Below are 25,263 nucleotides of genomic sequence, written 5' to 3'. Positions count from 1 at the left end.
TCTGCCGATGGCAGACTTCGCTTGCCCGGCCCTATTCCACCGTCACCGACTTGGCCAGGTTGCGCGGCTGGTCGACGTCGGTGCCGCGCAGCACCGCGACGTGGTAGGCGAGCAGCTGCAAGGGCACGGTGAACACCGCCGGGGCGATGAAGTTGCCGCCGGATTCGACGCGCAAGGTGACGCCCTGCTCGCCCATGTCGTCCAGGCCGGCGGCGCCGTCGGCGAACACGATCAGGCGGCCGCCGCGGGCGCGCACTTCCTGCAGGTTGGATTTCAGCTTGTCCAGCAGCGGGCCGTTCGGCGCGACCGCCACCACCGGCATGTCCTCGTCGACCAGGGCTAGCGGACCGTGCTTGAGCTCGCCGGCCGGATACGCCTCGGCGTGGATGTAGGAGATTTCCTTGAGCTTGAGCGAGCCCTCCAACGCCACCGGATAGTGCGCGCCACGGCCCAGGAACAGGGCGTGCTGGCGATGGATGAAATCGCCGGCCAGCTCGATGATCGCCGGCTCCAGCTTCAAGGCATTCTCGATCGCCCGCGGCAGGCACTGCAGTTCGGCGCAAAGCGCCGCATAGCGCTCCGGCTTCAGCCCGTTGCGGTGCGCCAGTTCCAGCGCCAGCAGCGCGAGGCCTGCCAACTGGGTGGTGAATGCCTTGGTCGAGGCCACGCCGATCTCGGGGCCGGCGCGGGTCATCAGCTTGAGATCCGATTCGCGCACCAGCGAGGATTCGGGCGAGTTGCAGATCACCAGCGTGCCGAGGTAGCCGCGGCGGCGCGATTCGCGCAGCGCCGCCAGCGTGTCGGCGGTTTCGCCGGACTGCGAGATCGCCAGGAACAGCGTGTCCGGCGGCACCACCGTCTCGCGATAGCGGTATTCGCTGGCCACCTCGACGCTCACCGGCAATCGCGCGAATTCCTCGATCCAGTACTTGGCCACCAGGCCGGCGTGGTAGCTGGTGCCGCAGGCGATGATGTGCACGCCGCGGGTGGCCTTGAGCAGCGCCTCGCTGTCGATGCCGAAGATGTTCGGCAGCACGCCGCGCGCGCCGATGCGCGCTTCCAGCGTGTCGGCCACCGCGCGCGGCTGCTCGAAGATTTCCTTCTGCATGTAGTGGCGGTATTCGCCGCGTTCGACCGCGTCGGTGGACAACTCGCTTTCGTGCACGGCGCGCTCGACCGGCTTGCCGTCGAGACCGAACACCTGCACGCTGTCGCGGGTGATCTCGACCACGTCGTCCTCGTCGAGATAGAGCATCTTGTTGGTGACCTGGATCAGCGCCTGCGCGTCGGAACCGAGGAAGTTCTCGCCGATGCCGATGCCGACCAGCAGCGGTGCACCGCGGCGCGCGCCGATCACGCGATCGGGTTCGTCGGCGCTGATCACCGCGATCGCATAGGCCCCCTCCAGCTCGCGCACGGTAGCCAGCACCGCCTCGCGCAGGCTCACCCCGGGCACGTAGCGTCGGTCGATGAGTGCCGCCATCACCTCGGTGTCGGTCTCAGAGCTGAACTCGTGCCCCTGCGCCTGCAGTTCGGCGCGCAGGCCGGCGTAGTTTTCGATGATGCCGTTGTGCACGATCGAGACCCGGCCGGCGACGTGCGGATGCGCGTTCGCCTCGCTCGGCACGCCATGGGTGGCCCAGCGCGTGTGCGCGATGCCGGTGCCGCCGGGGAACGGATCGGCCAGATACAGCGCCTCCATCTCGCGCACCTTGCCCTTGGCGCGCACGCGCCGGATCGCGCGGCGATCCAGCACCGCAAGACCGGAGGAGTCATAGCCGCGATACTCGAGCGCCTTCAGGCCGACGATCAGCAGCGGCGCGACATCGCGTTGGGCGACAGCGGCGACAATTCCACACATGACTGAACTTCCCTGGTTGGATGTGGGGCGCGGGTCCGCCCGGGCACGGGCGAACATGTTCCGATGGACGCCTTGCGGCAGGCTTTCGCGGCAGCCCCGCTACCGCGAACGATCGTTCAATTCACCTTGCGGCGCAGCCAGTTCAACAGGTCGATGCGGGTGATCAGGCCGAGAAAGTCGTCGCCGTCGACCACGATCGCCACGTGGCCGCGCTCGAACACCGGCAGCAGCGATTCGATTGGCGAGCGCACGTCGAGCCGGTGCAGGTCGGCGATCATGGCGGTGGACACCGGGTCGCGGAAGCGCGACTCGTCGGCATGCACGTGCAGCAGCACGTCGGATTCGTCGACGATGCCGACCAGCTTGCGACCATCCATCACCGGCAACTGCGACACGTCGTACAGCTTCATGCGGTTGTAGGCGGTGATCAGCAACTCGTTCGGACCGACCACCACGGTGTCGCGCTGGGAGAACGGGCGCAGCAGCAGGTCGCGCAGGTCGCCGTGCTGCTCGCGCTCGATGAAGCCGTTGTCGAGCATCCAGTAGTCGTTGTACAGCTTGGACAGGTACTTGTTGCCGGTGTCGCAGACCAGGGTCACCACGCGCTTCGACGCGGTCTGTTCGTGGCAATACCGCAGCGCCGCGGCGACCAGGGTGCCGGTGGACGAACCGCCCAGCACGCCCTCCTTCGCCAGCAGCTCGCGCGCAGTGAGGAAGCTCTCCTTGTCGGAGATCGCATAGGCCTTCTTGACCCGGGTGAAGTCGCTGATCGAAGGCAGGAAATCCTCGCCGATGCCTTCGACCATCCAGCTGGCGGACTTGGTCGAGAGCGTGCCCTCGTTGATGTACTGCGCCAGGATCGAGCCGACCGGATCGGCCAGCACCAGTTCGGTCTGCGGCGAGTGCTCGGCGAAGAACTTCGACAGGCCGCTCAGCGTGCCGGACGAACCGCAACCGACCACCACGGCATCGACCTTGCCGTCCATCTGTTCGAGGATCTCCGGGCCGGTGGTGGCGATGTGCGCGGCCGGGTTGTCCGGGTTGCCGAACTGGTTGATGAAGTACGCACCAGGTGTTTCGCGGGCGATCCGCTCGGCCATGTCCTGGTAATACTCGGGATGACCCTTGGCCACGTCGGAGCGGGTCAGCACCACCTCGGCGCCCATCGCCTTGAGGTTGAAGATCTTCTCGCGGCTCATCTTGTCCGGCACCACCAGGATCAGGCGGTAGCCTTTCTGCTGCGCGACCAGGGCCAGGCCCAGGCCGGTGTTGCCGGCGGTGCCTTCGACCAGGATGTCGCCCGGGCGGATGCGGCCATCCTTCTCGGCGCCCTCGATCATCGACAGGCCGATGCGGTCCTTGATCGAGCCGCCGGGGTTGGCGCTCTCGAGCTTGAGGAACAGCTCGCACGACCCGGTATCGAGGCGCTGCGCGCGCACCATCGGGGTGTGTCCGATCAGCTCGAGGACGCTCTGGTGAACCGTCATGAGGGCTCCGTGGCATGAGTGGCGGCTTCGGCGCGGTGCCGCAGTCCCGCAGAATCCCCATGATAACCGAGCTGTCCGGGCAGGCACCGGAAACGCAGCAGCCCCGGCAGCCATCCCGATGACGAGGGAAGGCCCCGAGGCCGCGCTAGCGAATCAGAAAGGTTCAGTGGATGTGATGCGCCCGATCGGCCCACATGCGCTCGAGGCGCGCCTTGGCCAGCAATTTTTCCTTCTTCATGCTGGAAAGGGTGACATCGTCGATCGGCAATACGCCGATATCGGCGTCGTGCACCTTGCTGTCGAGCTCCCGGTGGTGCTGGTAAAGCCGGCGGAATTCGGTGTCCGCCTTCATCAATGCCTCGACATCATCACGCTGCTGGTTTTCAAACATGATCCGACCTCCTGCGAGTGAACGGGCGGCGCCACCAAGGCGACGATCCGCCGACGGTTGAATGCATGCACACACCCACGACCCGCGCCGGTCAACCGGATCGCAGGTGGGGATGTGAACGTGGGATGGGCGCATGATTCAGGTCACTGACCCGGATGGCGTAGGTGCCTCCCGGTGCTTCGACCCTACTCCGCCGACCAAGCCGGTGCAAGCCTGTCGCCGGGCGCCCGACGGCACCGCGACGTGCGCATTAAATACCTGTCAAAACAGTATTTTGCATGCGTTCGACCGGATCGCCGCAAAGTCGTATCCGGGTGCGGTCGGCAGCCTCGCCAAACCGCCGCCCGGGTCCGGCTTCAGTGCTGGTCGTGATGTTTTTTGACGGGCTTTTTCTTCTCGACCGGGGCCGATGCGGGAGCGGCGCTGCCGTCCTCCATCTGCGCACGCATGGCCTTGGCCGCCTGCGCGGCCAGCGCTGCCTCGCGGCGGGCCGCCCGCGCCACCTTGCTCTGCGCCGCGGCCAGCTTGTTGGCCCGCTCCGCCTCGGCACGGGCCTGATCGGCGGCCTGCGAATATTCCAGCCCCTGCTGTTGCAGGCGCGCCGCTTCTTCCTGCGCCAGCTGGTTCTGCAATCGCTGGCGCGCCAGTTCCAGCCGCGCCATCTCGGCCTCGCGCTGGCTGTTGGCGAGCTGGATCTGGTCGTGTTCTCGATCAAGCTGGTTGAGCTTTATCTGGGCGTCCTGCAACTGCGCCGCGGTCTTGGCCAGGTCCACGCGGCGTTCCGCCAGATACAGGGCGTGCGGCCGCTCGCGCCGGCCGGCCTGGGTCAGCCGGGTGATCGCATCGCGCGCGCGCGCCTGCTCCGACAGGGCGTAATGGCCCAGGGTAGGGTCGTTGGACAGCTGGTCCAGGCTGCCGTTGAGGCGGTTGATGTCGATGTCGTCCTGCCGCGCGTGTGCGGCGCCGATCATGGCCAACGCCAGTGCGGCGGCCGCAAGCATGTTGCCAAGGCGCTTCATGGCTGGCCTCCCTGGGTACTGGTACTCGAGGCGGGCTGCGGATTGTCGTCGGGCGCGGACAGGACCGACGCCGAGGGCGCCGGCATGTCCTGCACCGGTGCCGCCGTCGATGACTCGGGTGCCGGCGCCGGTGCCGCCTGCTCCATCTGCTGCTGGCGGGCCGCCAGTTGTTCACCTTCCTGGCGCAAGCGGGTGTTCTCCTGCAACTTGCTCTGCATCTGGGCGCGGGCGGCACCCAGCTTGGCCTTGGCACTGGCCAGCTCGGCATCGGCACTGGATTCCTCGGCCAGGCTGGCCGCGTCGGCAAACTTGCGATCCGCCATCGACGCCTGCGCCTGCTGGAACTTGTCCTGCGCGAATCCCAGGTCGACCGGCGCATAATCCGCCGCGCCCGCATCGCGTGCCGCCTGCAGCTGGTTTTGCGCCAGGTTCATCGCGTCGTTGGGCGGCGGCACGGTGGCGCAGCCGGTGAGCGCCAGAGTCAATGCCAGCGCAGCTGTCGCCGCGCGGAAACGGCCCGGGAATCCGGCCAGTGGGGAAAAGAAGTACATCACAGTCCTCATGGTGTGTCGCAGCGTATTGTGGACAGGCATAATCCGTCATTGCAATGCATATCGGGAACCCAGGGGTAAAACGTGGACATCGGCTACTTCCTCAAGCTTATGGTAGACAAGGGCGCGTCGGACATGTTCCTGTCCACCGGCGCCCCGGTAAACATCAAGGTCGAGGGCAAGCTGTACCCGCTGGGCAACACCGGCCTGCCCAGCGGCATGGTCAAGAAGATCGCCTATTCGCTGATGGACGAGGGCCAGGTACCCCAGTTCGAACGCAATCTCGAGCTGAACATGGCGCTGGCGGTGAAGGAAGCCGGCCGTTTCCGCATCAACGTGTTCAAGCAGCGCGGCGAAGTGGGCATGGTGATCCGCGCGATCAAGAGCGAGATCCCCAGCATTGATCAACTGCAGCTGCCCAGCATCTTCCGCGAGCTGATCATGGAGCCGCGCGGGCTGATCCTGGTGGTCGGCGCCACCGGTTCGGGCAAATCGACCACGCTGGCGGCAATGATCGACCAGCGCAATACCCACTCGCCCGGCCACATCCTCACCATCGAGGATCCGATCGAATACCTGCACCGGCACAAGAAGTCGATCGTCAATCAGCGCGAGGTGGGGCTGGATACCCACAGCTACCACGAGGCGTTGAAGAATGCGATGCGCGAGGCGCCGGACGTGATCATGATCGGCGAGATCCGCGATACCGACACGATGGAGGCGGCGATCGCGTTCTCCGAGACCGGTCACCTGTGCCTGGCGACCCTGCACTCGAACAATGCCGACCAGACGCTGGAACGCATCCTCAACTTCTTCCCCGAATCGGCGCACAAGAACGTGCTGATGAACCTGGCGCTGAACCTGCGCGCGGTGATCAGCCAGCGCCTGGTCATCGGCAAGGACGGCCGGCGCATTCCCGCCGCCGAAGTGCTGCTGAACACGCCGCTGATCCGCGACATGATCCGCCGCGGCCAGACCCACGAGATCAAGGAGGCGATGGATCGCAGCCTGCAGGAAGGCATGCAAACCTTCGACCAGTCGCTTTACAAGCTGTACAAGGAAGGCCGGGTGGACCTGGAAGAAGTGCTCAACAAGTCCGACTCGCGCGACGGCCTGGCGCTGAAGATCCGGCTGGCCGAAGGCGGCAACAGCAACGAGGCACTGGCCGGCAACGACCCGTACGGGATGGGGTTCTGAGAGCGAGGAGTGAAAGGAGAGGAGTGAGGAGTGAGAGAAGGCACAACCCGCCTCACCCTGCTCTCTCTCGCTTCTCACTCCTCTTTACTCACTTCTCGCTTTGCGGCGCATCCGGCTGCGCTTCCGGCGCAGCTATCTGGAACGCCTCCAGCTCATTGCAGGCGCGATAAAGGCGCGCGATGGTCGGGTAGTCGTCCATCGGCAGCTTCCAGCGCAGGGCGTTGTAGACCTGCGGTATCAGGCATGCGTCGGCCATGCTCGGCGTCTCACCATGGCAGTAGCGGCCGGTGGCCGCGCTGTCGACCAGCATCGCCTCGATCGCCTTGAAGCCCACGCCGATCCAGTGTCGCGACCACGCCGCACGCTGCTCCTCGCTGGCGCCGAACTCCGCTTCGAGTTGCTGCATCACGCGCAGGTTGCCCAGCGGGTGGATATCGCAGGTCACCGCCATCGCCAGGGCACGCACCTGCGCGCGTCCGCGCGCATCGACCGGCAGCAAAGCCGTCTCCAGCTCCGGGTGCATCTCGTCCAGGTATTCCATGATCGCCAGCGACTGGGTGATCACCCGATCGCCATCGAGCAGGCATGGCACGGCTTCCAGGGGATTCAGCGCGCTGTATTCCGCTGCATGCTGCTCGCCCCCGTTGCGCACCAGATGGACCGGGCGTATCTCGTAACTCAGGCCCTTCAGATTCAGCGCGATGCGCACGCGATACGCCGCGCTTGAACGCCAGTAGCTGTAGAGCACCAACCCGGTTGCCATAAGCCTTCCCCCTGCATGGACACACGCAGTGTAGCCACAGTGGCGCAGGCTGCGCATCGCTCCTGGCCGCGCGGCCTGCGACATTCCGCCGGCCGCCGGTGTTTGCATCGGCAACGCGCCCACCGGACAATAGACGGTTGCGGCCTGTCGCGGGCCTGTTTGTCCACCTTTCACCGGAGTTCCGCCGTGTCCGTCATCCGCATGAGTGAGCTTGATCTGCGCGGCAAGCGCGTACTGATCCGCGAGGATCTGAACGTGCCGTTCGACGACCGCGGCCAGATCACCTCCGCCCAGCGTCTCGATGCCGCTCTGCCCACGATCGCCGCAGCGCGCGATGCCGGCGCACGGGTGCTGGTGATGTCGCACCTGGGGCGACCGAAGGAAGGCCAGTTCGACGCGGGGTCCTCGTTGGCGCCGGTCGCCGCATGGCTTGCCGCCCGGCTGGGCGCGCCGGTGCGGCTGGTCGCCGATTACCTCGATGGCGTCGAGGTCGCGCCCGGCGAAGTGGTGCTGCTGGAAAACTGCCGCATGAATGTCGGCGAGGGCAAGGACGACGAGGCGCTGGCGAAGAAGTATGCGGCGCTGTGCGACATCTTCGTGATGGACGCGTTCGGCACCGCGCATCGCGCGCAGGCGTCCACCCATGGCGTGATCAAATACGCTCCGATCGCCGCCGCCGGCCCGCTGCTCTGCGCCGAACTGGATGCGCTGGGCAAGGCGCTGGAGCATCCGGCGCACCCGTTGCTGGCCATCGTCGCCGGTTCCAAGGTGTCGACCAAGCTCTCGCTGCTGGACAACCTGCTCGGCCGCGTCGACCAGCTGATCCTGGGCGGCGGCATCGCCAATACCTTCATCGCCGCGATGGGGCATTCGGTCGGCAACTCGCTGGTCGAGGCCGACCTGCTCGACGTCGCCCGCCGCGTGATCGCGGACGCCAGGCGTCGCGGCGTCGCCCTGCCGATGCCGGTCGACGTGGTGGTGGCGCCGTCGTTCTCGGCGCAGGCGCCGGCCACCGTGAAGGCGGTTGACCAGGTCGGCGACGACGAAATGATCCTCGACATCGGGCCGGCGACTGCGCAGAACTACGCCACCATGATCGCCAAGGCCGGCACCGTGGTGTGGAACGGTCCGGTCGGCGTGTTCGAGTTCGATGCGTTCGGCAAGGGCACCGAGACGCTTGCGCGCGCGATCGCCGCGTCGAATGCATTCTCGATCGCCGGCGGCGGCGACACGCTGGCCGCGGTCGACAAGTACGGCATCGCCAACCAGGTCTCCTACATCTCCACCGGCGGCGGCGCCTTCCTGGAATTCCTCGAAGGCAAGGAACTGCCGGCGGTAACCGCGCTGAAGGCGCGAGCCGCGAAGTAATGCTTTGCCTGTTCGACCTCGACGGCACCCTGATCGATTCCGAACACGGCATCACCGCCTGCGTGAAACACGCGCTGGCACGGCTTGACGTACCGGCGCCGCCGCACGAGGAGTTGCGCCGCTGGATCGGCCCGCCACTGCGGCACAGCTTCGCCCCGCTGCTGGACAACGATGCCGAGCGGATCGAAGCCGCCGTCAAGTACTACCACGAGCGCTTCAACACGCTGGGCTGGCAGGAACACGAGGTCTATCCGGGTATCGAGACATTGATCGGGCAACTGCTCGCTGCCGGTCATCAACTCGCCGTGGTCACCAGCAAGCCGCACCGGCACGCCGCGCCGATCATCGCCCACCTGCCGTTCGGCGCGGCGTTCCCGCGCCTGTACGGCCCGCACCCGGACAGCGCGCACAGCGAGAAAGCCTCGATGATCGCCGAGGCGCTGGTGGATTTCGATTGCGCACCGGCCGATGCGGTGATGATCGGCGACCGCCACTTCGACATCGATGGCGCGGTGGCCAACCATGTGCGCGGCATTGGCGTGCTGTGGGGTTTCGGCAGTCGTGCGGAGCTGGAGCAGGCCAGCGCCCATGCCATCGCGGCGACGCCGGACGAGCTGGCCACACTGCTGCTCACCTGAGCCAGTCGGCCATTCCCCGTAGGAGCCCGCTGGCGGGCGATGCTCTTGGCGACTTGCGGAAAAGCATCGCCCGCCAGCGGGCTCCTACGGGAGGTTCAACGGACGACGCGTTTCACCGCATCGACTACGTGCGCTACGGTGAAGCCGAAGTGCTCGAACAGCTGCGGCGCCGGCGCCGAGGCACCGAACGTGGTCATGCCGACCACCTCGCCGTCCAGGCCCACGTACTTGCACCAGAAGTCCGCCGTTGCTGCTTCCACCGCCACGCGGGCGCGGCACCAACCGGGCAGCACGCCTTCGCGGTATTCCAGCGGCTGCGCGTCGAACACCTCGGTGCACGGCATCGATACCACGCGGGCGGCGACGCCTTGCTGCGCCAACGCACGTGCAGCCTCCATCGCCAGCTCCACTTCGGAGCCGGTGGCGATCAGGATCGCCTGGAACTTCGTGTCCAGCGGGTCGGACAACACATAGCCGCCGCGCAAGATGTCGGCGACCTGCTGCTCGCTGCGCTGCTGATGCTTGAGATTCTGCCGCGAGAAGATCAGGCACGACGGTGCGCCCCTGCGCTCGATCGCCGCCTTCCACGACGCGGCCGATTCCACCGCGTCGCACGGGCGCCATAGCTGATTGTTCGGGATGTAGCGCAGACTGGCCATGTGTTCGACCGGCTGATGGGTCGGGCCGTCCTCGCCCAGGCCGATCGAATCGTGCGTGTAGACGTGGATCGCGTGCGCCGGAATCAGCGCGCTCATGCGCACCGCGTTGCGTGCGTAGTCGGAGAACACCAGGAAGGTCGCGTCGTACGGGATGAAGCCGCCGTGCAGGGCCACGCCGTTGGCGATCGCGGTCATGCCGAACTCGCGCACACCGTAATAGACGTAGTTGCCCTTGCCGTCCGCGCTGTTGCCGGTGGCGGCATCGAGGCTGCCCTTCCACTTGGTGAGATTAGAGCCGGCCAGATCGGCCGAACCGCCGATCAGCTCCGGCAGCAACGGACCGAAAGCATCCAGCGTCATCTGCGAGGCCTTGCGCGTAGCGACTTCCGGACCTTCCGCCTGCAGCTTGGCGATATACGCCTGCGACTTCGCGGCCCAATCGGCTGGCAATTCGCCCGCGAGGCGGCGCTTGAATTCGCTGGCCAGTTCCGGATGCGCCGCAGCGTATTTCGCGAACGCGTCGTTCCAGACCTGCTCGTGTTCGGCACCCGCCTTCTTGTGATTCCAACCAGCGTAGATCTCGGCCGGGATCTCGAACGGCGCGTAGTTCCAGCCGAGTTGCGCACGAGCAGCGACAATCTCGTCCTTGCCCAGCGCGGCGCCGTGGCTCTCTTCCTTGCCCTGCTTGTTCGGCGCGCCGAAGCCGATAATGGTTTTCGCGCAGATCAGCGTGGGCTTGTCGCCCTGCGCGGTGGCGGCGGCAATCGCCTTCGTCACCGCCTCGGCGTCATGGCCGTCCACGCCGCGGATCACGTTCCAGCCATACGCCTCGAAGCGCGCGGGCGTGTCGTCGGTGAACCAGCCGTGCACTTCGCCGTCGATCGAGATGCCGTTGTCGTCGTAGATCGCCACCAGCTTGCCCAGCTGCCAGGTGCCGGCCAGCGAGGCGACTTCGTGCGAAATGCCTTCCATCAGGCAGCCGTCGCCAAGGAAGACGTAGGTGTGATGATCGACCACGTCGTGACCGTCACGATTGAAGTGCGCCGCCAGCACTTTCTCGGCCAGCGCGAAGCCGACCGCATTGGCGAGACCCTGGCCGAGCGGGCCGGTGGTGGTTTCCACTCCCGGCGTTTCGCTGGCCTCCGGATGGCCGGCGGTCTTCGAATGCAGCTGACGGAAGCGCTTGAGCTGATCCATCGGCAGGTCGAAGCCGGTCAGGTGCAGCAGCGCGTACTGCAGCATCGAGCCGTGACCGTTGGAGAGCACGAAGCGGTCACGGTTGAACCACTTCGGATTGGCAGGATTGAAGTGCAGGAAGTCGTTCCACAGCACCTCGGCGATGTCGGCCATGCCCATCGGCATGCCTGGATGACCTGACTTGGCCGCTTCCACGGCGTCCATGGCAAGGGCTCGCACGGCATTGGCGAGTTCGCGGCGGGTGGTCATCGACAGATCTCCGAGAGGCTGGGCAAAACGCCGATTGTCGCCGATCCGACGGGGTGCTGTCGCCCCGAGCATTTCATCGGCATTCCTCTTTCGATGCGCGCGAATAGTGCGCGGCCAATTAACTCACCCTTAATTTCTCCGGCGTGGATACCGCCGAGCTTCAGGCTGGAATTCGTTCAATGGCCGGCGCGTGGCTTCCGCGCGCCGCCGTCTGTGCACGTCCCCAAGTGCCCGACGGTTCGTTGTCTACAAGAAGGAGAGAATCCCCATGAAAAAGACCTTGCTTGCCTTTGCACTCGCCTCCACCAGCCTGCTGGCCCTGCCCGCCTTGGCGCAGGACGCAGCTCCGGCATCCGCAACACCGGACAGCACAGCCAGCAGCACCCGGCCCAGCGGCGGCAACTATCAGCCGAACCAGCCGGTCGGCAGCGGCAACTGGTTCATCGACGGCAGTGTCGGCCAGGCGCATGTGAACAAGGGTCCGTACAACGACCATCCGACCACCTATGCGATTGACGGCGGCTACCGCTGGAAAGTGGGGCAGGATATGGGGCTGGGCGTCGATATCGGCTACAACGACCTGGGCAACTTCAAGCTGAAGAACGCCTTCAACAGCAACGACGTCAACCTGACCTCGCAGCGCAATGCCCTGCGCGGCTGGACGGCCGGCGTGAACGGCAAGATCAACGTGTGGCAGGGGCTGTACATCAGCGGCCGCGCCGGCGTGTATGGCTGGAAGGGCCACGGCTACAGCAACCAGGACATCAACCGCCACGATCTGGACAGAGTCAGCTATTACGGGGGCGCCGGCGTGGGCTACGACTTCAGCGACCATTTCGGCCTGGGCCTGTCGTACGACTACTTCCACGCGAAGAAGGATCACATCGACCTGTCCACCGATACCGCGTCGCTGACCGCCGAGTATCGCTTCTGAAGCCGGGAACAGATGGCGCGGAGCAGGCCCCCGCGCCATCGCCTTGCGTTGGATTAACCCTGGCTTAATACTGAACTCATCGGTATTGAATCTTCCTGCGAGCGCCCAATCTAAGGGTACAAGTGTCGCCGCCTGACTTGGGCAGCGCACCTGCAGCAGCGGCCACTCCCCCTTTCGGGCCGACTGCCATGACAACCGGAGCATCACTATGAAAATGAAAAAGTCCCTGCTTGCCCTCGCCTTCTCCACCGCCGGCCTGCTGGCCGTTCCCGCCGTGTTTGCGCAGAGTGCGCCAGCCGACAACGGTGGCTGGTTCATCAACGGCAATGTCGGCCGCACCGCGATCAACCATGGCCCGTACGACAACGGCCATGACACCGGTTACGCGCTGAATGGCGGTTACCGCTGGTCGCTGGCGCCGAACTTCTCGCTCGGCGCCGAGGTGGGCTACAACGACCTGGGCAACATCCACGCCAAGAACATCTTCAACAGCCAGCCGGTCGTGGCGGACAACAAGTCGCAGTTGCATGGCTGGACCGCTGGCGCCAATGCCCACCTCAACCTCAGCCAGAACTGGTACCTCAGCGGTCGCGCGGGCCTGTACAGCTGGACTGGCCACGGCCTCAGCAACGACGTGAATCCGGTGCGCAAGGGCCTGGACGACAACAGCTGGTACGGTGGTGCCGGCGTGGGCTACAACGTCACCCCGAACCTCAGCGTCGGATTGAACTACGACTACTTCAACGCCAAGAAACAGAACATCGATCTGAGCACCGACATGGTCTCGGCCAGCGCCGAGTATCGTTTCTGATATCCGGTTGAGATTCCGGCAGAACGCAAAGAGGGCGCCCACGGGCGCCCTCTTTGTTTGTGGTACGGCAGGAGCATTACCCGCGAGCGGGCTCCTGCGGGTGCCGCCACAGGCTCAGCCGTTCCACTGCCCCAGCGCGGCCAGGCCGTTGTCCCTGGCGCGCGCATGCACCACCTTCTGCGCTTCGGCGTAGTTCGCCTTCATGTCCTTCGCCCACAGGTGCAACGCCGCCTGCTGCATGGCGCGGCCGTAGGAGAACGATAGCGGCCATGGATGCGGCCCGATCTGGTTCATCGCGTTGAGATGCGCGGTGGACTGCTCGTCGGTCTGCCCGCCGGAGAGGAACACGATGCCCGGCAGCGAGGCCGGCACTGTGGACTTCAGCACGCGCACGGTGGCTTCGGCCACTTCCTCGACATCGACCTGCTCGTCCGAGTCCTTGCCCGGAATGACCATGCTGATCTTCAGGATGGTGCCTTCCAGCATCACGTTCTGCTCGTACAGCGCGTTGAACAGGCTGCGCAGCACCGCTTCGTGCACTTCGTAGCTGACTTCGATGCTGTGGTCGCCGTCCATGATCACTTCAGGCTCGACCATCGGCACCAGGCCGGCTTCCTGACACAGCGCGGCGTAACGGGCCAGCACGTGGCAGTTCGCCTCGATCGCGGTGGAACTGGGGTTCTCTTCGGTGATGTTGATCACCGCGCGCCACTTGGCGAACTGGGCACCGAGCTTGGCGTATTCCTGCAGGCGCTCGCGCAGGCCGTCGAGGCCCTCGGTGACCACGTCGCCGGGGAAGCCGGCCAGCGGCTGCGGGCCCTTGTCGACCTTGATGCCGGGGATGATGCCGAGCTTCTTCATGACCTGGGTGAACGGCACGCCGTCCCGGGTGGACTGGCGGATCGTCTCGTCGTACAGGATCGCACCGGAGATGTGCTCGTTCAGGCCCGGCGTGGTCAGCAGCAGCTCGCGGTAGGCGCGGCGGTTTTCCTCGGTGTTCTCGATGCCGACGGCCTCGAAGCGCTTCTTGATGGTGTTGGTCGACTCGTCGATCGCGATGATGCCCTTGCCGGGCGCGACCATCGCCAGGGCGACGCTTTCGAGATCTTCAATGCTCATGATGACTCCGCTCGCGGGGGCGTTGCCCGGCCGCACATGGTGGGCGCCGCCTCGGGTCGAAGCGGCGTGGTTCAAAAGGCGGATTATAGGCCAGATTGGCCACGACACGCGTCAAGGCAGCGCCTCGAACCGCTCCGAAGCGGCTCAGTTGACGTAGCCTGGCAGCTGGCAAGGTGCCATCAGCTGCTTTTGCTCCGCCGGATCCTTCGGCGAGTTGAACGGCACGACATAGTAGGTGGCGACGGGCTGGTGATCCTTGTTGTTCAGCGACGGGCCATAGCGGAAATTGGCCACCGCGCTCCGCGCCATCGGGCCAAGATCGCTCTTGGGCACCACCTTGGCGACCTGCACATCCAGCGGCACGCCATCGGAGCCCACCGTATAGGTCACCGCCACGCAGCCGGGCTTGTCCAGGTTCAGGCCGGTATTGGGCGCATCCATCTGCACCTTGGTATTGAGCAGGATCCAGTAGCGGTAGAGGTTCTGCGGGTCGATCCTGGTCGTCTGGGCCAGCACGGGCGCGACAAAACCCAGTGCCAACGCCAGCAGCAGGCCCTGACGCAGCGGACGGAACATGATCTTCATGGCGATCTCCTTGCAGAACACGACTGACTCGAAGTGTAACCGCCCTGCCTGTCAACGAACCGCGTTTCGCAGGGCAGGCAGGCCCGCCGGCCTTTACGGTCGTCTCGACGACTGAGGTCCCGGCTCAGAGGTTGCGCAGGCTCTCCACCATGCCGTCGGCACCGACCGAAAGCAGTTTCAGCGTATTGGTGCCGCCGCCCTGGCCCACGTGATCGCCATGGGTCAGCACTACGCGGTCGCCCTCGGCAAGGCGCCCCTGGGCGAACAGCTGCTGGATCGCGGCGAGCGAATTGGCTGCCGAACTCTGTGCGCCATGGGTGAACGCCACCGGCTGCACGTCGCGCAGCAGCAGCATGCGGCGGCGTGCATCGGCCAGCGGCGACAGCGCATAGATCGGCACGGCCGTGCGATAACGCGACAGCCATTGCGCGGTGGCACCGGACTCGGTCAGTGCCACGATCGCACGCACGCCAAGCTCGCCGGCCAGCATCATCGCCGCCAACGCAATCGCCTGGTCGGTACGATCGAGTCGATGACCGCCGGCCGAAAGATCCTCCTTCGGCTCGAACTGGCGTTCGGCGCCGAGGCAGATCCGGCGCATCGCCGCCACCGCCTTGTCCGGGTGCGCGCCGGCGGCGGTTTCCTCCGACAGCATCACCGCGTCGGTGCCGTCGATCACCGCATTGGCCACGTCGAGCACCTCCGCGCGGGTGGGAATTGGCGAGCGCACCATCGACTGCAGCATCTGCGTGGCGGTGATCACCGCGCGGTTGCGCTGCACCGACTCGCGGATGATCTTCTTCTGCAGGCCGGGCAATTCGGCATCGCCGATCTCCACGCCGAGGTCGCCACGCGCCACCATCACCACGTCGGACGCATCGATGATCTCGCCCAGCACCGGAATCGCGTCGGCGCGTTCGATCTTGGCCACCAGCGCGGCGCGACCGCCGGCCTCCTTCAGCAGGCGACGCGCCTGATGCATGTCCTCGGCCGAACGCACGAAGGACACCGCGAGGAAATCCGCGCCGATTTCGGCGGCGAGCTTGATGTCGGCCTTGTCCTTGTCGGACAGCGCCGTGACCGAAAGTCCGCCGCCCTGCCGGTTGAGTCCCTTGCGATTGGACAGCTTGCCGCCGACCAGAACCTGGCAACGCACCTCGCTGCCGACCACTTCGCGCACGGTCAGCGCCACCAGGCCATCGTCCAGCAGCAGCACGTCGCCGGTAGTCACGTCACCGGGCAGGCCGTAGTAGCTGACCCCGACGCGGCCGGCATCGCCGGGTGGCACGTCGGGGCGGCAATCGAGCACGAAGGACGCGCCTTCGATGAGCTCGACCGGCCCGTTGGCGAAGGTCTCGATACGGATCTTCGGGCCCTGCAGGTCGGCCAGCACGCCCACTTCGCGGCCCGCCGCGGCCGAGGCGGCGCGCACCGCGTTGGCGCGTGCGCGATGGTCGTCCGGCTGGCCATGCGAGAGGTTGAGGCGGACCACATCGACGCCTTCGGCAATCAGCTTTTCGAGCATGCCGGGGGCATCGCTGGCGGGTCCGAGCGTGGCGACGATCTTGGTGCGGCGAATCGGTGGCTGGGTAGTCATGCGGTAACCGGGAGCGAGGTTTCGGGTTGAGGGGCCGGGTTCAGTCGTGCGTATCCGGCGCGGGTGCAAGCGCAAGGTTGAGCACCTCGGCGAGGCGACGGCCAGCCTCGCGCAGGCGCGTGTCGGCCAGCGGCAGCCAGGTCGCAACGTAGGCCGCACCGATCTGGTGATTGTCGGGATAGAAGCCGGGCTCGGCCGTGATCCGGCAGGACTCCTCGGCCCATTGCGCATAGGAATTGTCCAGCGGCGCGATGGGCGGCGGCAGGGTCACCGGTACGCCCGAGTCGAGCCGCTGCGCGTAGCCCTGCCAATCCAGGTTGCGCGTGTACAACATGCGCGAGTCCCAGATCTTGTGCAGGTTGGTGCCCTTGCCGTCGAACTGCACCTGATAGGTGTTGCCGCCCTTGTCGTCGCGATAGCCGGCGTGCAGCGGCTGGTGGATGTCGCCGACGAAATGGACCACGAACTTCAGCGCCTGGCGACGCACGCTGTCCGGCTTGCCGCGGTCGCCCAGCACACCGACGTAATACTCCAGCGCCGCCACCACGCAGCGGCCATCGCTGCAGTCGCGCGGCGGCACGTAATCGCAGTCGCTGCCACCGTGGAAGTTGATGTAATGCTGGCTGCGCGTCTGCTTCCACAGGGTCGCCATGGCCGGATCGTCCTGCATCTGGTCGGGCCAGTTGGCGATGTCGGCCAGCGATTTGGTGTGCTCCGGCGCCAGCAGGCGCTCCACCTCGGCTTCAGCGGCGGGGCTCAGGTGCTGCTGCGCCAGTTCCGCAACCACGCTGTGGCCGAGTGGGCCCCATGCCTGCGCCAGCGTCGTGACCGAAAACAGCAACACGGCGGCCGCAAGAGATGGGCCCAACTTGATCATGGCGTGCTCCGGCGCAAAGACGTCAGTCTGCCATAGCGTCGCAGTGTGCGGGCGGCCGAGGCGCTTTCATTGTAAAATTGCGGGGTTGGAACATCGGACGGCGGGTTTGCGCCTGCCAACCACCCACGCACCATTCCCATCGGAGGACGCTCCCTCATGACCATCAAGGTCGGCATCAACGGCTTCGGCCGCATCGGTCGCAACGTGCTGCGCGCAGCCGTGCAGAACTTCGCCAACGACATCGAGATCGTTGCCATCAACGACCTGCTCGAACCGGACTACCTGGCCTACATGCTGAGCTACGACTCGGTGCATGGCCGCTTCAGGGGCGAGGTGAAGATCGAGGGCGGCCAGCTGGTGGTCAACGGCAAGCGCATCCGCCTGACCCAGGAGCGCGATCCGGCCAATCTGAAGTGGAACGAAGTGAATGCCGACGTGGTGATCGAATCCACCGGTCTGTTCCTGACCAAGGAAACCGCGCAGAAGCATCTGGACGCGGGCGCGAAGAAGGTGATGCTGTCGGCGCCGTCGAAGGACGACACGCCGATGTTCGTCTATGGCGTCAACGACAAGACCTACAAGGGCGAGGCGATCATCTCCAACGCCAGCTGCACCACCAACTGCCTGGCGCCGATCGCCAAGGTGATGCACGACAAGTGGGGCATCAAGCGCGGCCTGATGACCACCGTGCACGCCGCCACCGCCACCCAGAAAACCGTCGACGGTCCGAGCAACAAGGACTGGCGCGGCGGTCGCGGCATCCTGGAGAACATCATCCCGTCCTCCACCGGCGCGGCCAAGGCGGTCGGCGTGGTGATCCCCGAGCTCAACAAGAAGCTCACCGGCATGAGCTTCCGCGTGCCGACCTCGGACGTGTCGGTGGTAGACCTCACCGTCGAGCTGGAGAAGCCCGCCACCTACGCCGAGATCTGCGCCGAGATGAAGGCGCAGAGCGAAGGCGCGCTGAAGGGCATCCTCGGCTACACCACGGACAAGGTCGTCGCCACCGATTTCCGCGGCGACGCACGCACCTCGATCTTCGACGCCGACGCCGGCATCGCGCTCGATGACACGTTCGTCAAGCTGGTCAGCTGGTACGACAACGAGTGGGGCTACTCGAACAAGTGCCTGGAAATGGTGCGCGTGATCGCCAGGTAAATTGCCGCGGCAAGGAGCATCGCCCGCAAGCGGGCTCCCGCCACGGCATTCGTAGGAGCCCGCTCGCGGGCGATGCCTCTGTTCTGAATACCCGCGTCGACCTCCGTCGACGCGGGTTTTTCATGCCCGGGACCCGCTCAGCGTTCCGCCCGCGCCGCCGCGCGCACGCCGAGCCAGCCCTTGAACGAGGCGATCACCAGCGGAATCGCGCCGAAGATGATGAAGACCAGGTCGCCGGGCAGGCGCAGCCACTCGATCAGGTGCGAACGCGGCATGCTCATGTAGTCGATGCTGCGCGCATGCCAGTAGCCGTGCTGCACCACGTCCCACAGCTGCAGCACGCCGCTGGGGAACAGGCTCATCAGCAACATCATCGCCAACCCGATATTGGTGCCCCAGAACCCGACCTTGACGTACTTCTCGATCCCGGGCCAGCGCTCGTCGCTGCTGGTCTGGCGCAGCACGAACACCATCAGCGCCAGCGCCAGCATGCCGAACACGCCCATCAGCGCGGCGTGACCGTGGGTCGGCGTGATCTGGGTGCCCACCTCGTAGTAGCTGACGATCGGCAGGTTGATGAAGAAGCCGAACATGCCGGCTCCGACGAAGTTCCAGAAACCCACCGACATCAGGAAGTAGAACGTCCACTTGTGCGGCACCCGGGTCGGCTTGCCGTCGACGTCGACCTTGCCCTTGGTGGCGTTGACGAAATCCCAGGCATCCAGCGTGAGCAGGGTCAGCGGCACCACTTCGAGTACCGAGAACATCGCCGACATGGCCATGTTGAAATTGCTCTGGCCGCTGAAATACCAGTGATGCCCGGTGCCGATCAGGCCACCCAGGAAATACAGGATCGCGTCGAGGTAGATCACCCGCAGCGCCACATTGCGATGCGCCAGCCCCAGCTGGTAGAAGGTCAGCGCGACCACGGTGGTGGCGAAGAACTCGAAGAAACCTTCGACCCACAGATGGATGATCCAGAAGCGCCAGGTGTCGACCACGGTGTAGTTGGTCTCGGCACCGAAGAACAACGCCGGCACGTAGAACACCGGGATCGCGATCGCCGCGAACAGGAACATCTTCGCCAGCGGCCGCGCCGCGACGTTGGCGACCGCGCGCGGACGCGCCAGGCACCACAGGATCGCAAACCACACCAGCAGGCCGACCACCAGCAGGTACTGCCAGATCCGCCCCAGTTCCAGATATTCCCAGCCCTGGTCGCCCAGCCAGAACCACCAGGTACCGAGTTTCTGCGCGACGCCGGCCCACACGCCGAGGAGGCTGCCGCCGATCACCACCACGAAGGCGGCGAACAGCAGATGGATCCAGCCGGCCAGCCAGCGCGGCTCGTCGCTGCGCAGCGAACGCCCCAGGAACAGCGCGGCGGCGACATAGGCGGTGGCAATCCAGAAGATCGCGGTCTGCAGATGCCAGGTGCGCAACAGGTTGCTGGGGAAGATGTTCTCCAGCTGGAAGCCGTAGAAGCTGCCCGGGTCGGCGCGGAAGTGCGCCACGCCGCCGCCGACCAGTGCCTGCATCAGGAACAGCAGGGTCACCACCACGAAGAACTTCACCAGCGCGCGCTGGCCTGCGCTGGACTGCCCCGGCAGCACCTGCGGATGCATTTGATGCCCGCGGCTGATCCAGCCCAGGTAGTCGAACTTGCCGAACGCCAGCAGCACGGTGGCGATGCCGGCCAGCAGCACCAGCAGGCTCAGCGCACTCCACAGCAGGGCATTGGGCGTGGCCACGTTGCCGACGCTGGGGTCGTACGGAAAATTGTTGGTGTACGAAGCCTCCGTGCCGGGTCGCTTGGCCACCGAAGCCCATGCCGCCCAGGTGACGAAGGCGGTGAACTGATGCAACTCGGTCGGGTCGGTGATCAGGTCGGGCTTGAGTCCGCCATTTCTGGTCGGATCCTTGAAGTAGTCCGTCCAGTAGCCGATCTGCTGGCGATAGGCCGCCGCCTCCGGCGCGGTCAATTGCAGCACGTCGGTTTGCGCGTCGTAGCGGTTGGTCTTCAGCACCACCGCCGTAGCGGCATGCACCGCGGCCTGCTGCTGCGCGTCCAGCTCGGCGAGTGGCCTGGCAAATTGCCGCGTGGCCATGGCAGTGGCGGTGTCCTCGCCCAGGCGATGCAGGGCCTCAGCCGAGTAATCCGGCCCGAGATACGCGCCGTGCCCCCAGATGCTGCCGTTGTCCATCAGGCCGTATTTGAGAAAGACCGCCTGGCCCTTGCGGATATCGTCGCCGCTGAACAGGCTGCTGCCCTGGGCATCCACCACCTGCGCGGGAATCGGTGGCGCGTTGCGGTAGGCCAGCAAGGTGATGGCGAGCAAACCGGCGAAGCCGAGCAGCATGACGATCGCGATCGTGCGCAACCACCATGGAGACAGTGCCGTATCGTCATCGGTCAAGGGTTGTGCCGCGTCGTTCATGGTGTTCTCCCCGGTGTGGCGAATGAGTACGAGTTTCAGACAGGTCGAAAGCCCGCTGATCGAACGTGCTTCACGCCGCTCCATCGGCGCTCCATCCCATCGGCGACAACCCGGCCATCCCGCTCCGAACCGCCACTATCCGACCCCTGTTCGTCTTTACCGCGCAGCGCCCGGCCGGCAGCTCAGCTCACTCGTCGAGCCGGCGCTTGAGCAGCGGCAACTTGTTCGGCACACCATCCCACTTCGCCGCATCTTCCATCGCAGCGATCTTGCTGGTCAACACCGGCCATTGCGGCGCGAGCTCGGCATTGATCGCCATGAAGATCTCCTGGCCCGCCGGCACATCCAGTTCGGGAAAGATCGCACCCACCGGGCACTCCTCCACGCACAGCGTGCAGTCGATGCACTCGTCGGGATCGATCACCAGGAAATTCGGACCCGCGTGAAAACAGTCGACCGGGCACACCTCGACGCAATCGGTGTGCTTGCAGTTGATGCAGTTGTCGGTGACGACGTGAGTCATCGGCTCTCCTTGCGCTCGGGCGGATCGGCGCAGTCCGTATTGCAGTCTCCCTCAGTGCCGGAAACGCGGCAATGACCCAGATCAGTGCCGCAGGGCAGCCGTTACCACACAATGCCCAAGCCCCGTCTCGAGACCCGACGCGGAACGCGGCACCATGCGCAAACCGAGCGGGTAAACTCCGACGATACGACGACGCATCCCGTCATGATGACGGAGTGCGTCCTGATCATTTCCCCCGTGATGCCGGTGACCAACCTCGCATGAACCCAGCTGCAACTTTCGACGAGGCGGCGATTGCCACCCTGGTCGACCATTTCTACGAGAAGGTACGGCGGGATCCGCAGATCGGCCCGGTCTTCAACGCGGCCGTGCACGACTGGGACGAACACAAGCAGTTGCTCACCTCGTTCTGGGCTTCGGTGGCATTGCGTACAGGCAGCTACCGTGGCAACCCGATGGCGGCGCATCGACCGCACCCGATCCGGGCCGAGCATTTCGATCGCTGGCTGGCGCTGTGGAGCGAAACCTGCGACGAGGAACTGGACGAGGTCCACGCCGGCCGGATGCTGGAGTACGCGCAACGCATCGGCCGCAGCCTGAAGTATGGGCTTGGCCTGCATCCGCAGGCGCAGCCGTTCGGCGTGCCGATCGTGAGCGTCGCAAAACCGTAGGAGCCCGCTCGCGGGCGATGCTCTTCTCACGGGAATCGGGATTCGCAAGAGCAAAGGCATCGCCCGCGAGTGGGCTCCTACGGGGTTTGGCTGGCTTCAGCCCAGTGCTTTCAGCGCCGCATCGTAGTTCGGCTCGTGGGCGATCTCGCTGACCAGCTCGGCGTGGATCACCTTGTCGTGGTCGTCCAGCACCACCACGGCGCGCGCGGCCAGCCCGGCCAGCGGGCCCTCGGCTATCGCCACGCCGTAATCGTTGAGGAACTGGCGACCGCGCATCAGCGACAGGTTGACCACGTTCTGCAGACCCTCGGCGCCGCAGAAGCGCGCCTGCGCGAACGGGAGGTCGGCCGAGATGCACAGCACCACGGCATTGTCGAGCTTGCTGGCCGATTCGTTGAAATGGCGCACCGACGCCGCGCAAGTCGGCGTATCGACGCTGGGGAAGATATTGAGCACTTTGCGCTTGCCGGCAAAGCTGGACAGCGTGGCGTCGGACAGATCGCCCGCGACCAGCGCAAACGCCGGGGCGGCCGAACCCACGGCGGGAAAACGACCATCAACGCTGATCGGCTGACCCTTGAACGTGACGCTGGACATGCTGGAACTCCCGTCTGGAAAGGTGGCTACAAGTAGAACATGGTCTTGGCCAGGAACACGATACCGACCATCAGCGCGAGCACGATGCGATGGGTGTGCTTGAAGCGGCAGACGTCCATCTTGCCATGCCGCATCGCCCACATCGCGTTGACGAACACGCCCAGCACGCCGAACGCCAGCACTACTTTGAGCAACAGCCAGTTGCCAAAACGTGAACCCACGCAGGTGAAACCACCGCAGCGGATGTCGAACAGCATGCCGCCGCTGACGAACAGCAGGATCACCACCACCGGCATGTACTGGCGCACGCGCGCCATCACCACCTGTTCGATGCGCTGCACGGTGACGATGTCGAAATGCCTGTGCAACGACTCCAGCACGATCACCTCGAACGCCACCGCGCCCACGAACACGATGGCGCAGGCCAGGTGCAGCAGGACGATCCACGGATACCAGTCAGCCATGTGAAGACCATGAAACCATGCGGTGCCGCCAATATCCGCCGCATCACCGGCTGCGGCCATGACCTGCATCAATCACGGAGGCACGCCGCCTCCTGATCGGCGCCGTGTCTCAACCAGGGCAAGCGCATCGCCCGCGAGCGGGCTCCTGCGACACACATGCCCCCGCTCGCGGGCGATGCACTTGTCCTGACGGGGTTTCGGATAACGCCGGCACCAGCAACCGCCCTGCGACAATTCGCGCCGCCTCCAGGCGTCCGACGCTGACCTGGGTCAGAGTCATGACAGGATCCGCCCGTCAGCATGCTGGTACCCCGGGGTCCACGGACGCCCTCGCCCATGGATCCACCCGCTTTTCGCTGCTCGCGCGACAGCACCCCTACCTCGAGGTGGCTCCCATGCAAACCGTCGTCCGCACCACGCGACCCGAACGCGACGCCGGGCGCGAATGGGTCAATGGCGCGCTGGCCTGCCTGGCGCAGGAGGCTGCCCGCTCGGCCGATACCCACCTGCTGAAGCTGAATTTCCCGGGCTTCCACGACATCGACTTCTATTTCAAGGACGAAGCCGCGCACCCCAGCGGCAGCCTCAAGCACCGCCTCGCCCGCTCGCTGTACCTGTACGCGCTGTGCAATGGCCACCTCCACCGTGGACAGGCGGTGGTGGACGCATCCTCCGGCAGCACGGCGATCTCGGAAGCGTGGTTCGCGCGCCTGCTCGGCCTGTCGTTCACGGCGGTGATGCCGGCATGCACCGCGCCGGGCAAGATCCGCAGCGTGCAGGCGCTGGGCGGCACGTGCGACCTGGTCGACGACCCCGGGCAGGTGCACGCGCGCGCGGCCGAACACGCCGCACGCGGCGCCTGCCACCTCGACCAGTTCGGCCTCGCCGAACGGGCCACCGACTGGCGTGGCAACAACAATATCGCCGAGTCGATCATCGGCCAGCTGGCGCTGGAGGCGCATCCGGAGCCGGCATGGATCGTCTGCGGCGCCGGCACCGGCGGCACCTCGGCCACCATCGGCCGTTACCTGCGCTACCGCCGGCTGCAGACAAAATTGTGCGTGGCCGAGCCAGCCGGCAGCGGTTACGTGCATGGCTGGCACAGTCGCGACCTCCACGCCGTGGCCAGCCAGCCGACCCTGATCGAGGGCATCGGCCGGCCACGCGTCGAACCGGGTTTCATCTTCGACGTGGTCGACCATGTCAGCGAGGTCGCAGATGCCGCGTCGATCGCCGCCGCGTGGCTGCTGGAGGAACTGCTTGGCCATCGCTACGGCGGCTCGTCCGGCACCAACCTGGTCGCCTGCCTGCAACTGGCCGCCTCGATGCGTGCGCGCGGCGAACGCGGCAGCATCGTGAGCCTGCTGTGCGACCGCGGCGAACGCTACGCGCAGACCCTGTTCGATCGCGACTGGCTGGCCAGCCACCAGATCGATCTCGCGCCGTGGGACGCGGTACTGCGGGCCAGCCTGGTCACCGGCAGTTGGCCCGGACTTGCATGATCCCGGCCGAGTGCTCACTGTCGACCCTGTGTACCCGATCCATTCAGCACCAAGGCGGGCATCAACGATCCGAACGCACCCAGTCTGGCGGCAGGAGCTGCGATCTGGCGGACACTTTCGGTAGTGGCTGGCACCGAACGATCACGCACCTGGAGAGAATCATGTTCAAACACATCCTGCTTCCGATCGACGGCTCCGAGCTTTCGATGCGCGCCGCCAGGATCGGCATCGAGCTGGCACAGAAGTGTGGCGCGGAGGTCCATGCCTTGCATGTGGTGCCAACGTTCCAGGCGCTCGTCTACATGTCCGAGGCACTGGCTGCCGCCGAGCCGACCTACATCGAGGAGTCGATTGCGCTGGCCAACGAATACCTGGCACAGGTGAAGCAGTTGGCCGGGTCGGCCGGGGTCAAGTACAGCGGCAACCATGAGATTGCCGAGCGACCCCACGAAATCATCCTGCGCACATGTCGCGAGAAGGGCTGTGATCTGGTGGTGATGGCGTCGCACGGACGCCGCGGCCTGTCGCGGTTGCTGCTCGGCAGCGAAACGCAAAAAGTGCTGCTCGAAGGCGAGGTGCCGGTGCTGGTGTGTCACTGAGCGGCACG

24 protein-coding genes are annotated in these 25,263 nt (G+C 65.7%); 9 read left to right on the top strand and 15 right to left on the bottom strand.

Annotated features, from left to right (window positions below; genetic code table 11):
• Positions 1 to 31 precede the first annotated feature (31 nt).
• From glmS to B0E47_RS13245, 5 genes are all read right to left on the bottom strand, one after another.
• Positions 32 to 1,861: a glutamine--fructose-6-phosphate transaminase (isomerizing) gene (gene glmS, locus B0E47_RS13265; protein WP_077514719.1), complete on the bottom strand. Its 1,830-nt coding sequence runs from the start codon at positions 1,859 to 1,861 to the stop codon at positions 32 to 34.
• Positions 1,862 to 1,977: 116 nt separating this feature from the next.
• Positions 1,978 to 3,348, bottom strand: a complete 1,371-nt coding sequence (locus B0E47_RS13260) for a pyridoxal-phosphate dependent enzyme (RefSeq protein WP_077514718.1) — start codon at positions 3,346 to 3,348, stop codon at positions 1,978 to 1,980.
• 163 nt (positions 3,349 to 3,511) lie between these two features.
• Complete coding sequence (locus B0E47_RS13255) at positions 3,512 to 3,739, bottom strand: YdcH family protein (protein WP_077514717.1); 228 nt, start codon at positions 3,737 to 3,739, stop codon at positions 3,512 to 3,514.
• Between the two features lie 356 nt (positions 3,740 to 4,095).
• Entirely contained in the window at positions 4,096 to 4,758 is a 663-nt protein-coding gene (locus B0E47_RS13250) for a hypothetical protein (protein ID WP_077514716.1), read from the bottom strand.
• The gene (locus tag B0E47_RS13245; RefSeq protein WP_077514715.1) at positions 4,755 to 5,309 is read right to left on the bottom strand and encodes a DUF4398 domain-containing protein; all 555 of its coding nucleotides are present in this window, start codon (positions 5,307 to 5,309) and stop codon (positions 4,755 to 4,757) included. Before B0E47_RS13245 ends, B0E47_RS13250 begins: the two co-directional genes overlap by 4 nt.
• A gap of 84 nt (positions 5,310 to 5,393) precedes the next feature.
• Between B0E47_RS13245 and B0E47_RS13240 the strand changes: the two genes are divergently transcribed.
• Positions 5,394 to 6,506 carry a PilT/PilU family type 4a pilus ATPase gene (locus B0E47_RS13240; RefSeq protein ID WP_077514714.1) on the top strand — a complete coding sequence of 371 codons (1,113 nt, stop codon included), beginning with the start codon at positions 5,394 to 5,396 and terminating at the stop codon, positions 6,504 to 6,506.
• Positions 6,507 to 6,594: 88 nt separating this feature from the next.
• Here B0E47_RS13240 and maiA read toward each other — a convergent pair whose 3' ends face one another.
• A complete protein-coding gene (gene maiA / locus B0E47_RS13235) occupies positions 6,595 to 7,269 on the bottom strand; it encodes a maleylacetoacetate isomerase (protein ID WP_077514713.1) in 675 nt (224 codons plus the stop codon).
• Between the two features lie 186 nt (positions 7,270 to 7,455).
• On the opposite strand from maiA, the gene B0E47_RS13230 reads away from it, so the two are divergent.
• Together B0E47_RS13230 and B0E47_RS13225 are read left to right on the top strand one after the other, a co-directional pair.
• A complete protein-coding gene (locus B0E47_RS13230) occupies positions 7,456 to 8,637 on the top strand; it encodes a phosphoglycerate kinase (protein ID WP_077514712.1) in 1,182 nt (393 codons plus the stop codon).
• Positions 8,637 to 9,275, top strand: coding sequence for an HAD hydrolase-like protein (locus B0E47_RS13225; protein ID WP_077514711.1), 639 nt, complete (start codon positions 8,637 to 8,639; stop codon positions 9,273 to 9,275). The genes B0E47_RS13230 and B0E47_RS13225 overlap by 1 nt, the downstream gene beginning before the upstream one ends.
• 95 nt (positions 9,276 to 9,370) lie before the next feature.
• Here the strand turns inward: B0E47_RS13225 and tkt are convergent, their stop codons facing one another.
• Positions 9,371 to 11,452 (bottom strand): transketolase, encoded by a 2,082-nt coding sequence (gene tkt, locus B0E47_RS13220; protein WP_256363541.1) that lies wholly within the window; start codon positions 11,450 to 11,452, stop codon positions 9,371 to 9,373.
• Between the two features lie 196 nt (positions 11,453 to 11,648).
• On the opposite strand from tkt, the gene B0E47_RS13215 reads away from it, so the two are divergent.
• Positions 11,649 to 12,314, top strand: a complete 666-nt coding sequence (locus B0E47_RS13215) for a porin family protein (protein ID WP_077514709.1) — start codon at positions 11,649 to 11,651, stop codon at positions 12,312 to 12,314.
• A 208-nt stretch (positions 12,315 to 12,522) separates the two neighbouring features.
• A complete protein-coding gene (locus B0E47_RS13210; protein ID WP_077514708.1) occupies positions 12,523 to 13,125 on the top strand; it encodes a porin family protein in 603 nt (200 codons plus the stop codon).
• A gap of 114 nt (positions 13,126 to 13,239) precedes the next feature.
• On the opposite strand, the gene B0E47_RS13205 is transcribed toward B0E47_RS13210, so the two are convergent.
• From B0E47_RS13205 to B0E47_RS13190, 4 genes are all read right to left on the bottom strand, one after another.
• Positions 13,240 to 14,244 carry a class I fructose-bisphosphate aldolase gene (locus B0E47_RS13205; RefSeq protein ID WP_077514707.1) on the bottom strand — a complete coding sequence of 335 codons (1,005 nt, stop codon included), beginning with the start codon at positions 14,242 to 14,244 and terminating at the stop codon, positions 13,240 to 13,242.
• A 144-nt stretch (positions 14,245 to 14,388) separates the two neighbouring features.
• Positions 14,389 to 14,829: an energy transducer TonB gene (locus tag B0E47_RS13200; RefSeq protein ID WP_077514798.1), complete on the bottom strand. Its 441-nt coding sequence runs from the start codon at positions 14,827 to 14,829 to the stop codon at positions 14,389 to 14,391.
• Between the two features lie 124 nt (positions 14,830 to 14,953).
• Positions 14,954 to 16,426, bottom strand: coding sequence for a pyruvate kinase (gene pyk / locus B0E47_RS13195; protein WP_077514706.1), 1,473 nt, complete (start codon positions 16,424 to 16,426; stop codon positions 14,954 to 14,956).
• Positions 16,427 to 16,466: 40 nt separating this feature from the next.
• On the bottom strand, positions 16,467 to 17,303 hold the full coding sequence (locus B0E47_RS13190) for a S1/P1 nuclease (protein ID WP_077514705.1): 837 nt from the start codon (positions 17,301 to 17,303) through the stop codon (positions 16,467 to 16,469).
• A gap of 156 nt (positions 17,304 to 17,459) precedes the next feature.
• Here B0E47_RS13190 and gap point away from each other — a divergent pair, with 156 nt between their 5' ends.
• Positions 17,460 to 18,461: a type I glyceraldehyde-3-phosphate dehydrogenase gene (gene gap, locus B0E47_RS13185; protein WP_077514704.1), complete on the top strand. Its 1,002-nt coding sequence runs from the start codon at positions 17,460 to 17,462 to the stop codon at positions 18,459 to 18,461.
• Between the two features lie 137 nt (positions 18,462 to 18,598).
• Here the strand turns inward: gap and B0E47_RS13180 are convergent, their stop codons facing one another.
• Positions 18,599 to 20,899 carry a cbb3-type cytochrome c oxidase subunit I gene (locus tag B0E47_RS13180; RefSeq protein WP_077514797.1) on the bottom strand — a complete coding sequence of 767 codons (2,301 nt, stop codon included), beginning with the start codon at positions 20,897 to 20,899 and terminating at the stop codon, positions 18,599 to 18,601.
• A 187-nt stretch (positions 20,900 to 21,086) separates the two neighbouring features.
• Complete coding sequence (fdxA, locus tag B0E47_RS13175) at positions 21,087 to 21,422, bottom strand: ferredoxin FdxA (protein WP_077514703.1); 336 nt, start codon at positions 21,420 to 21,422, stop codon at positions 21,087 to 21,089.
• Positions 21,423 to 21,682: 260 nt separating this feature from the next.
• Here fdxA and B0E47_RS13170 point away from each other — a divergent pair, with 260 nt between their 5' ends.
• Positions 21,683 to 22,093: a group III truncated hemoglobin gene (locus B0E47_RS13170; RefSeq protein ID WP_077514702.1), complete on the top strand. Its 411-nt coding sequence runs from the start codon at positions 21,683 to 21,685 to the stop codon at positions 22,091 to 22,093.
• Positions 22,094 to 22,189: 96 nt separating this feature from the next.
• Here B0E47_RS13170 and tpx read toward each other — a convergent pair whose 3' ends face one another.
• Together tpx and B0E47_RS13160 are read right to left on the bottom strand one after the other, a co-directional pair.
• The gene (gene tpx, locus B0E47_RS13165) at positions 22,190 to 22,690 is read right to left on the bottom strand and encodes a thiol peroxidase (RefSeq protein WP_077514701.1); all 501 of its coding nucleotides are present in this window, start codon (positions 22,688 to 22,690) and stop codon (positions 22,190 to 22,192) included.
• 26 nt (positions 22,691 to 22,716) lie between these two features.
• Positions 22,717 to 23,154 carry a hypothetical protein gene (locus tag B0E47_RS13160; RefSeq protein ID WP_077514796.1) on the bottom strand — a complete coding sequence of 146 codons (438 nt, stop codon included), beginning with the start codon at positions 23,152 to 23,154 and terminating at the stop codon, positions 22,717 to 22,719.
• 395 nt (positions 23,155 to 23,549) lie between these two features.
• Between B0E47_RS13160 and B0E47_RS13155 the strand changes: the two genes are divergently transcribed.
• Positions 23,550 to 24,656 (top strand): pyridoxal-phosphate dependent enzyme, encoded by a 1,107-nt coding sequence (locus tag B0E47_RS13155; RefSeq protein WP_077514700.1) that lies wholly within the window; start codon positions 23,550 to 23,552, stop codon positions 24,654 to 24,656.
• A gap of 161 nt (positions 24,657 to 24,817) precedes the next feature.
• Positions 24,818 to 25,255 (top strand): universal stress protein, encoded by a 438-nt coding sequence (locus B0E47_RS13150; protein ID WP_077514699.1) that lies wholly within the window; start codon positions 24,818 to 24,820, stop codon positions 25,253 to 25,255.
• Positions 25,256 to 25,263: the final 8 nt, after the last annotated feature.

This window comes from Rhodanobacter sp. B05 (assembly GCF_002001085.1).
Taxonomy (GTDB): domain Bacteria; phylum Pseudomonadota; class Gammaproteobacteria; order Xanthomonadales; family Rhodanobacteraceae; genus Rhodanobacter.
The sequence above is the reverse complement of the archived record's forward strand: the minus strand, read 5'-3'. Positions and strand labels throughout refer to the sequence as shown.

Coding starts and splice junctions, on each gene's coding strand:
- glmS (WP_077514719.1), bottom strand. CDS start 1,861: ATGTGTGGAATTGTCGCCGCTGTCGCCCAACGCGATGTCGCGCCGCTG.
- B0E47_RS13260 (WP_077514718.1), bottom strand. CDS start 3,348: ATGACGGTTCACCAGAGCGTCCTCGAGCTGATCGGACACACCCCGATG.
- B0E47_RS13255 (WP_077514717.1), bottom strand. CDS start 3,739: ATGTTTGAAAACCAGCAGCGTGATGATGTCGAGGCATTGATGAAGGCG.
- B0E47_RS13250 (WP_077514716.1), bottom strand. CDS start 4,758: ATGAAGCGCCTTGGCAACATGCTTGCGGCCGCCGCACTGGCGTTGGCC.
- B0E47_RS13245 (WP_077514715.1), bottom strand. CDS start 5,309: ATGTACTTCTTTTCCCCACTGGCCGGATTCCCGGGCCGTTTCCGCGCG.
- maiA (WP_077514713.1), bottom strand. CDS start 7,269: ATGGCAACCGGGTTGGTGCTCTACAGCTACTGGCGTTCAAGCGCGGCG.
- B0E47_RS13225 (WP_077514711.1), top strand. CDS start 8,637: ATGCTTTGCCTGTTCGACCTCGACGGCACCCTGATCGATTCCGAACAC.
- tkt (WP_256363541.1), bottom strand. CDS start 11,452: ATGCTCGGGGCGACAGCACCCCGTCGGATCGGCGACAATCGGCGTTTT.
- B0E47_RS13215 (WP_077514709.1), top strand. CDS start 11,649: ATGAAAAAGACCTTGCTTGCCTTTGCACTCGCCTCCACCAGCCTGCTG.
- B0E47_RS13210 (WP_077514708.1), top strand. CDS start 12,523: ATGAAAATGAAAAAGTCCCTGCTTGCCCTCGCCTTCTCCACCGCCGGC.
- B0E47_RS13205 (WP_077514707.1), bottom strand. CDS start 14,244: ATGAGCATTGAAGATCTCGAAAGCGTCGCCCTGGCGATGGTCGCGCCC.
- B0E47_RS13200 (WP_077514798.1), bottom strand. CDS start 14,829: ATGAAGATCATGTTCCGTCCGCTGCGTCAGGGCCTGCTGCTGGCGTTG.
- pyk (WP_077514706.1), bottom strand. CDS start 16,426: ATGACTACCCAGCCACCGATTCGCCGCACCAAGATCGTCGCCACGCTC.
- B0E47_RS13190 (WP_077514705.1), bottom strand. CDS start 17,303: ATGATCAAGTTGGGCCCATCTCTTGCGGCCGCCGTGTTGCTGTTTTCG.
- gap (WP_077514704.1), top strand. CDS start 17,460: ATGACCATCAAGGTCGGCATCAACGGCTTCGGCCGCATCGGTCGCAAC.
- B0E47_RS13180 (WP_077514797.1), bottom strand. CDS start 20,899: ATGAACGACGCGGCACAACCCTTGACCGATGACGATACGGCACTGTCT.
- fdxA (WP_077514703.1), bottom strand. CDS start 21,422: ATGACTCACGTCGTCACCGACAACTGCATCAACTGCAAGCACACCGAT.
- B0E47_RS13170 (WP_077514702.1), top strand. CDS start 21,683: ATGAACCCAGCTGCAACTTTCGACGAGGCGGCGATTGCCACCCTGGTC.
- tpx (WP_077514701.1), bottom strand. CDS start 22,690: ATGTCCAGCGTCACGTTCAAGGGTCAGCCGATCAGCGTTGATGGTCGT.
- B0E47_RS13160 (WP_077514796.1), bottom strand. CDS start 23,154: ATGGCTGACTGGTATCCGTGGATCGTCCTGCTGCACCTGGCCTGCGCC.
- B0E47_RS13155 (WP_077514700.1), top strand. CDS start 23,550: ATGCAAACCGTCGTCCGCACCACGCGACCCGAACGCGACGCCGGGCGC.
- B0E47_RS13150 (WP_077514699.1), top strand. CDS start 24,818: ATGTTCAAACACATCCTGCTTCCGATCGACGGCTCCGAGCTTTCGATG.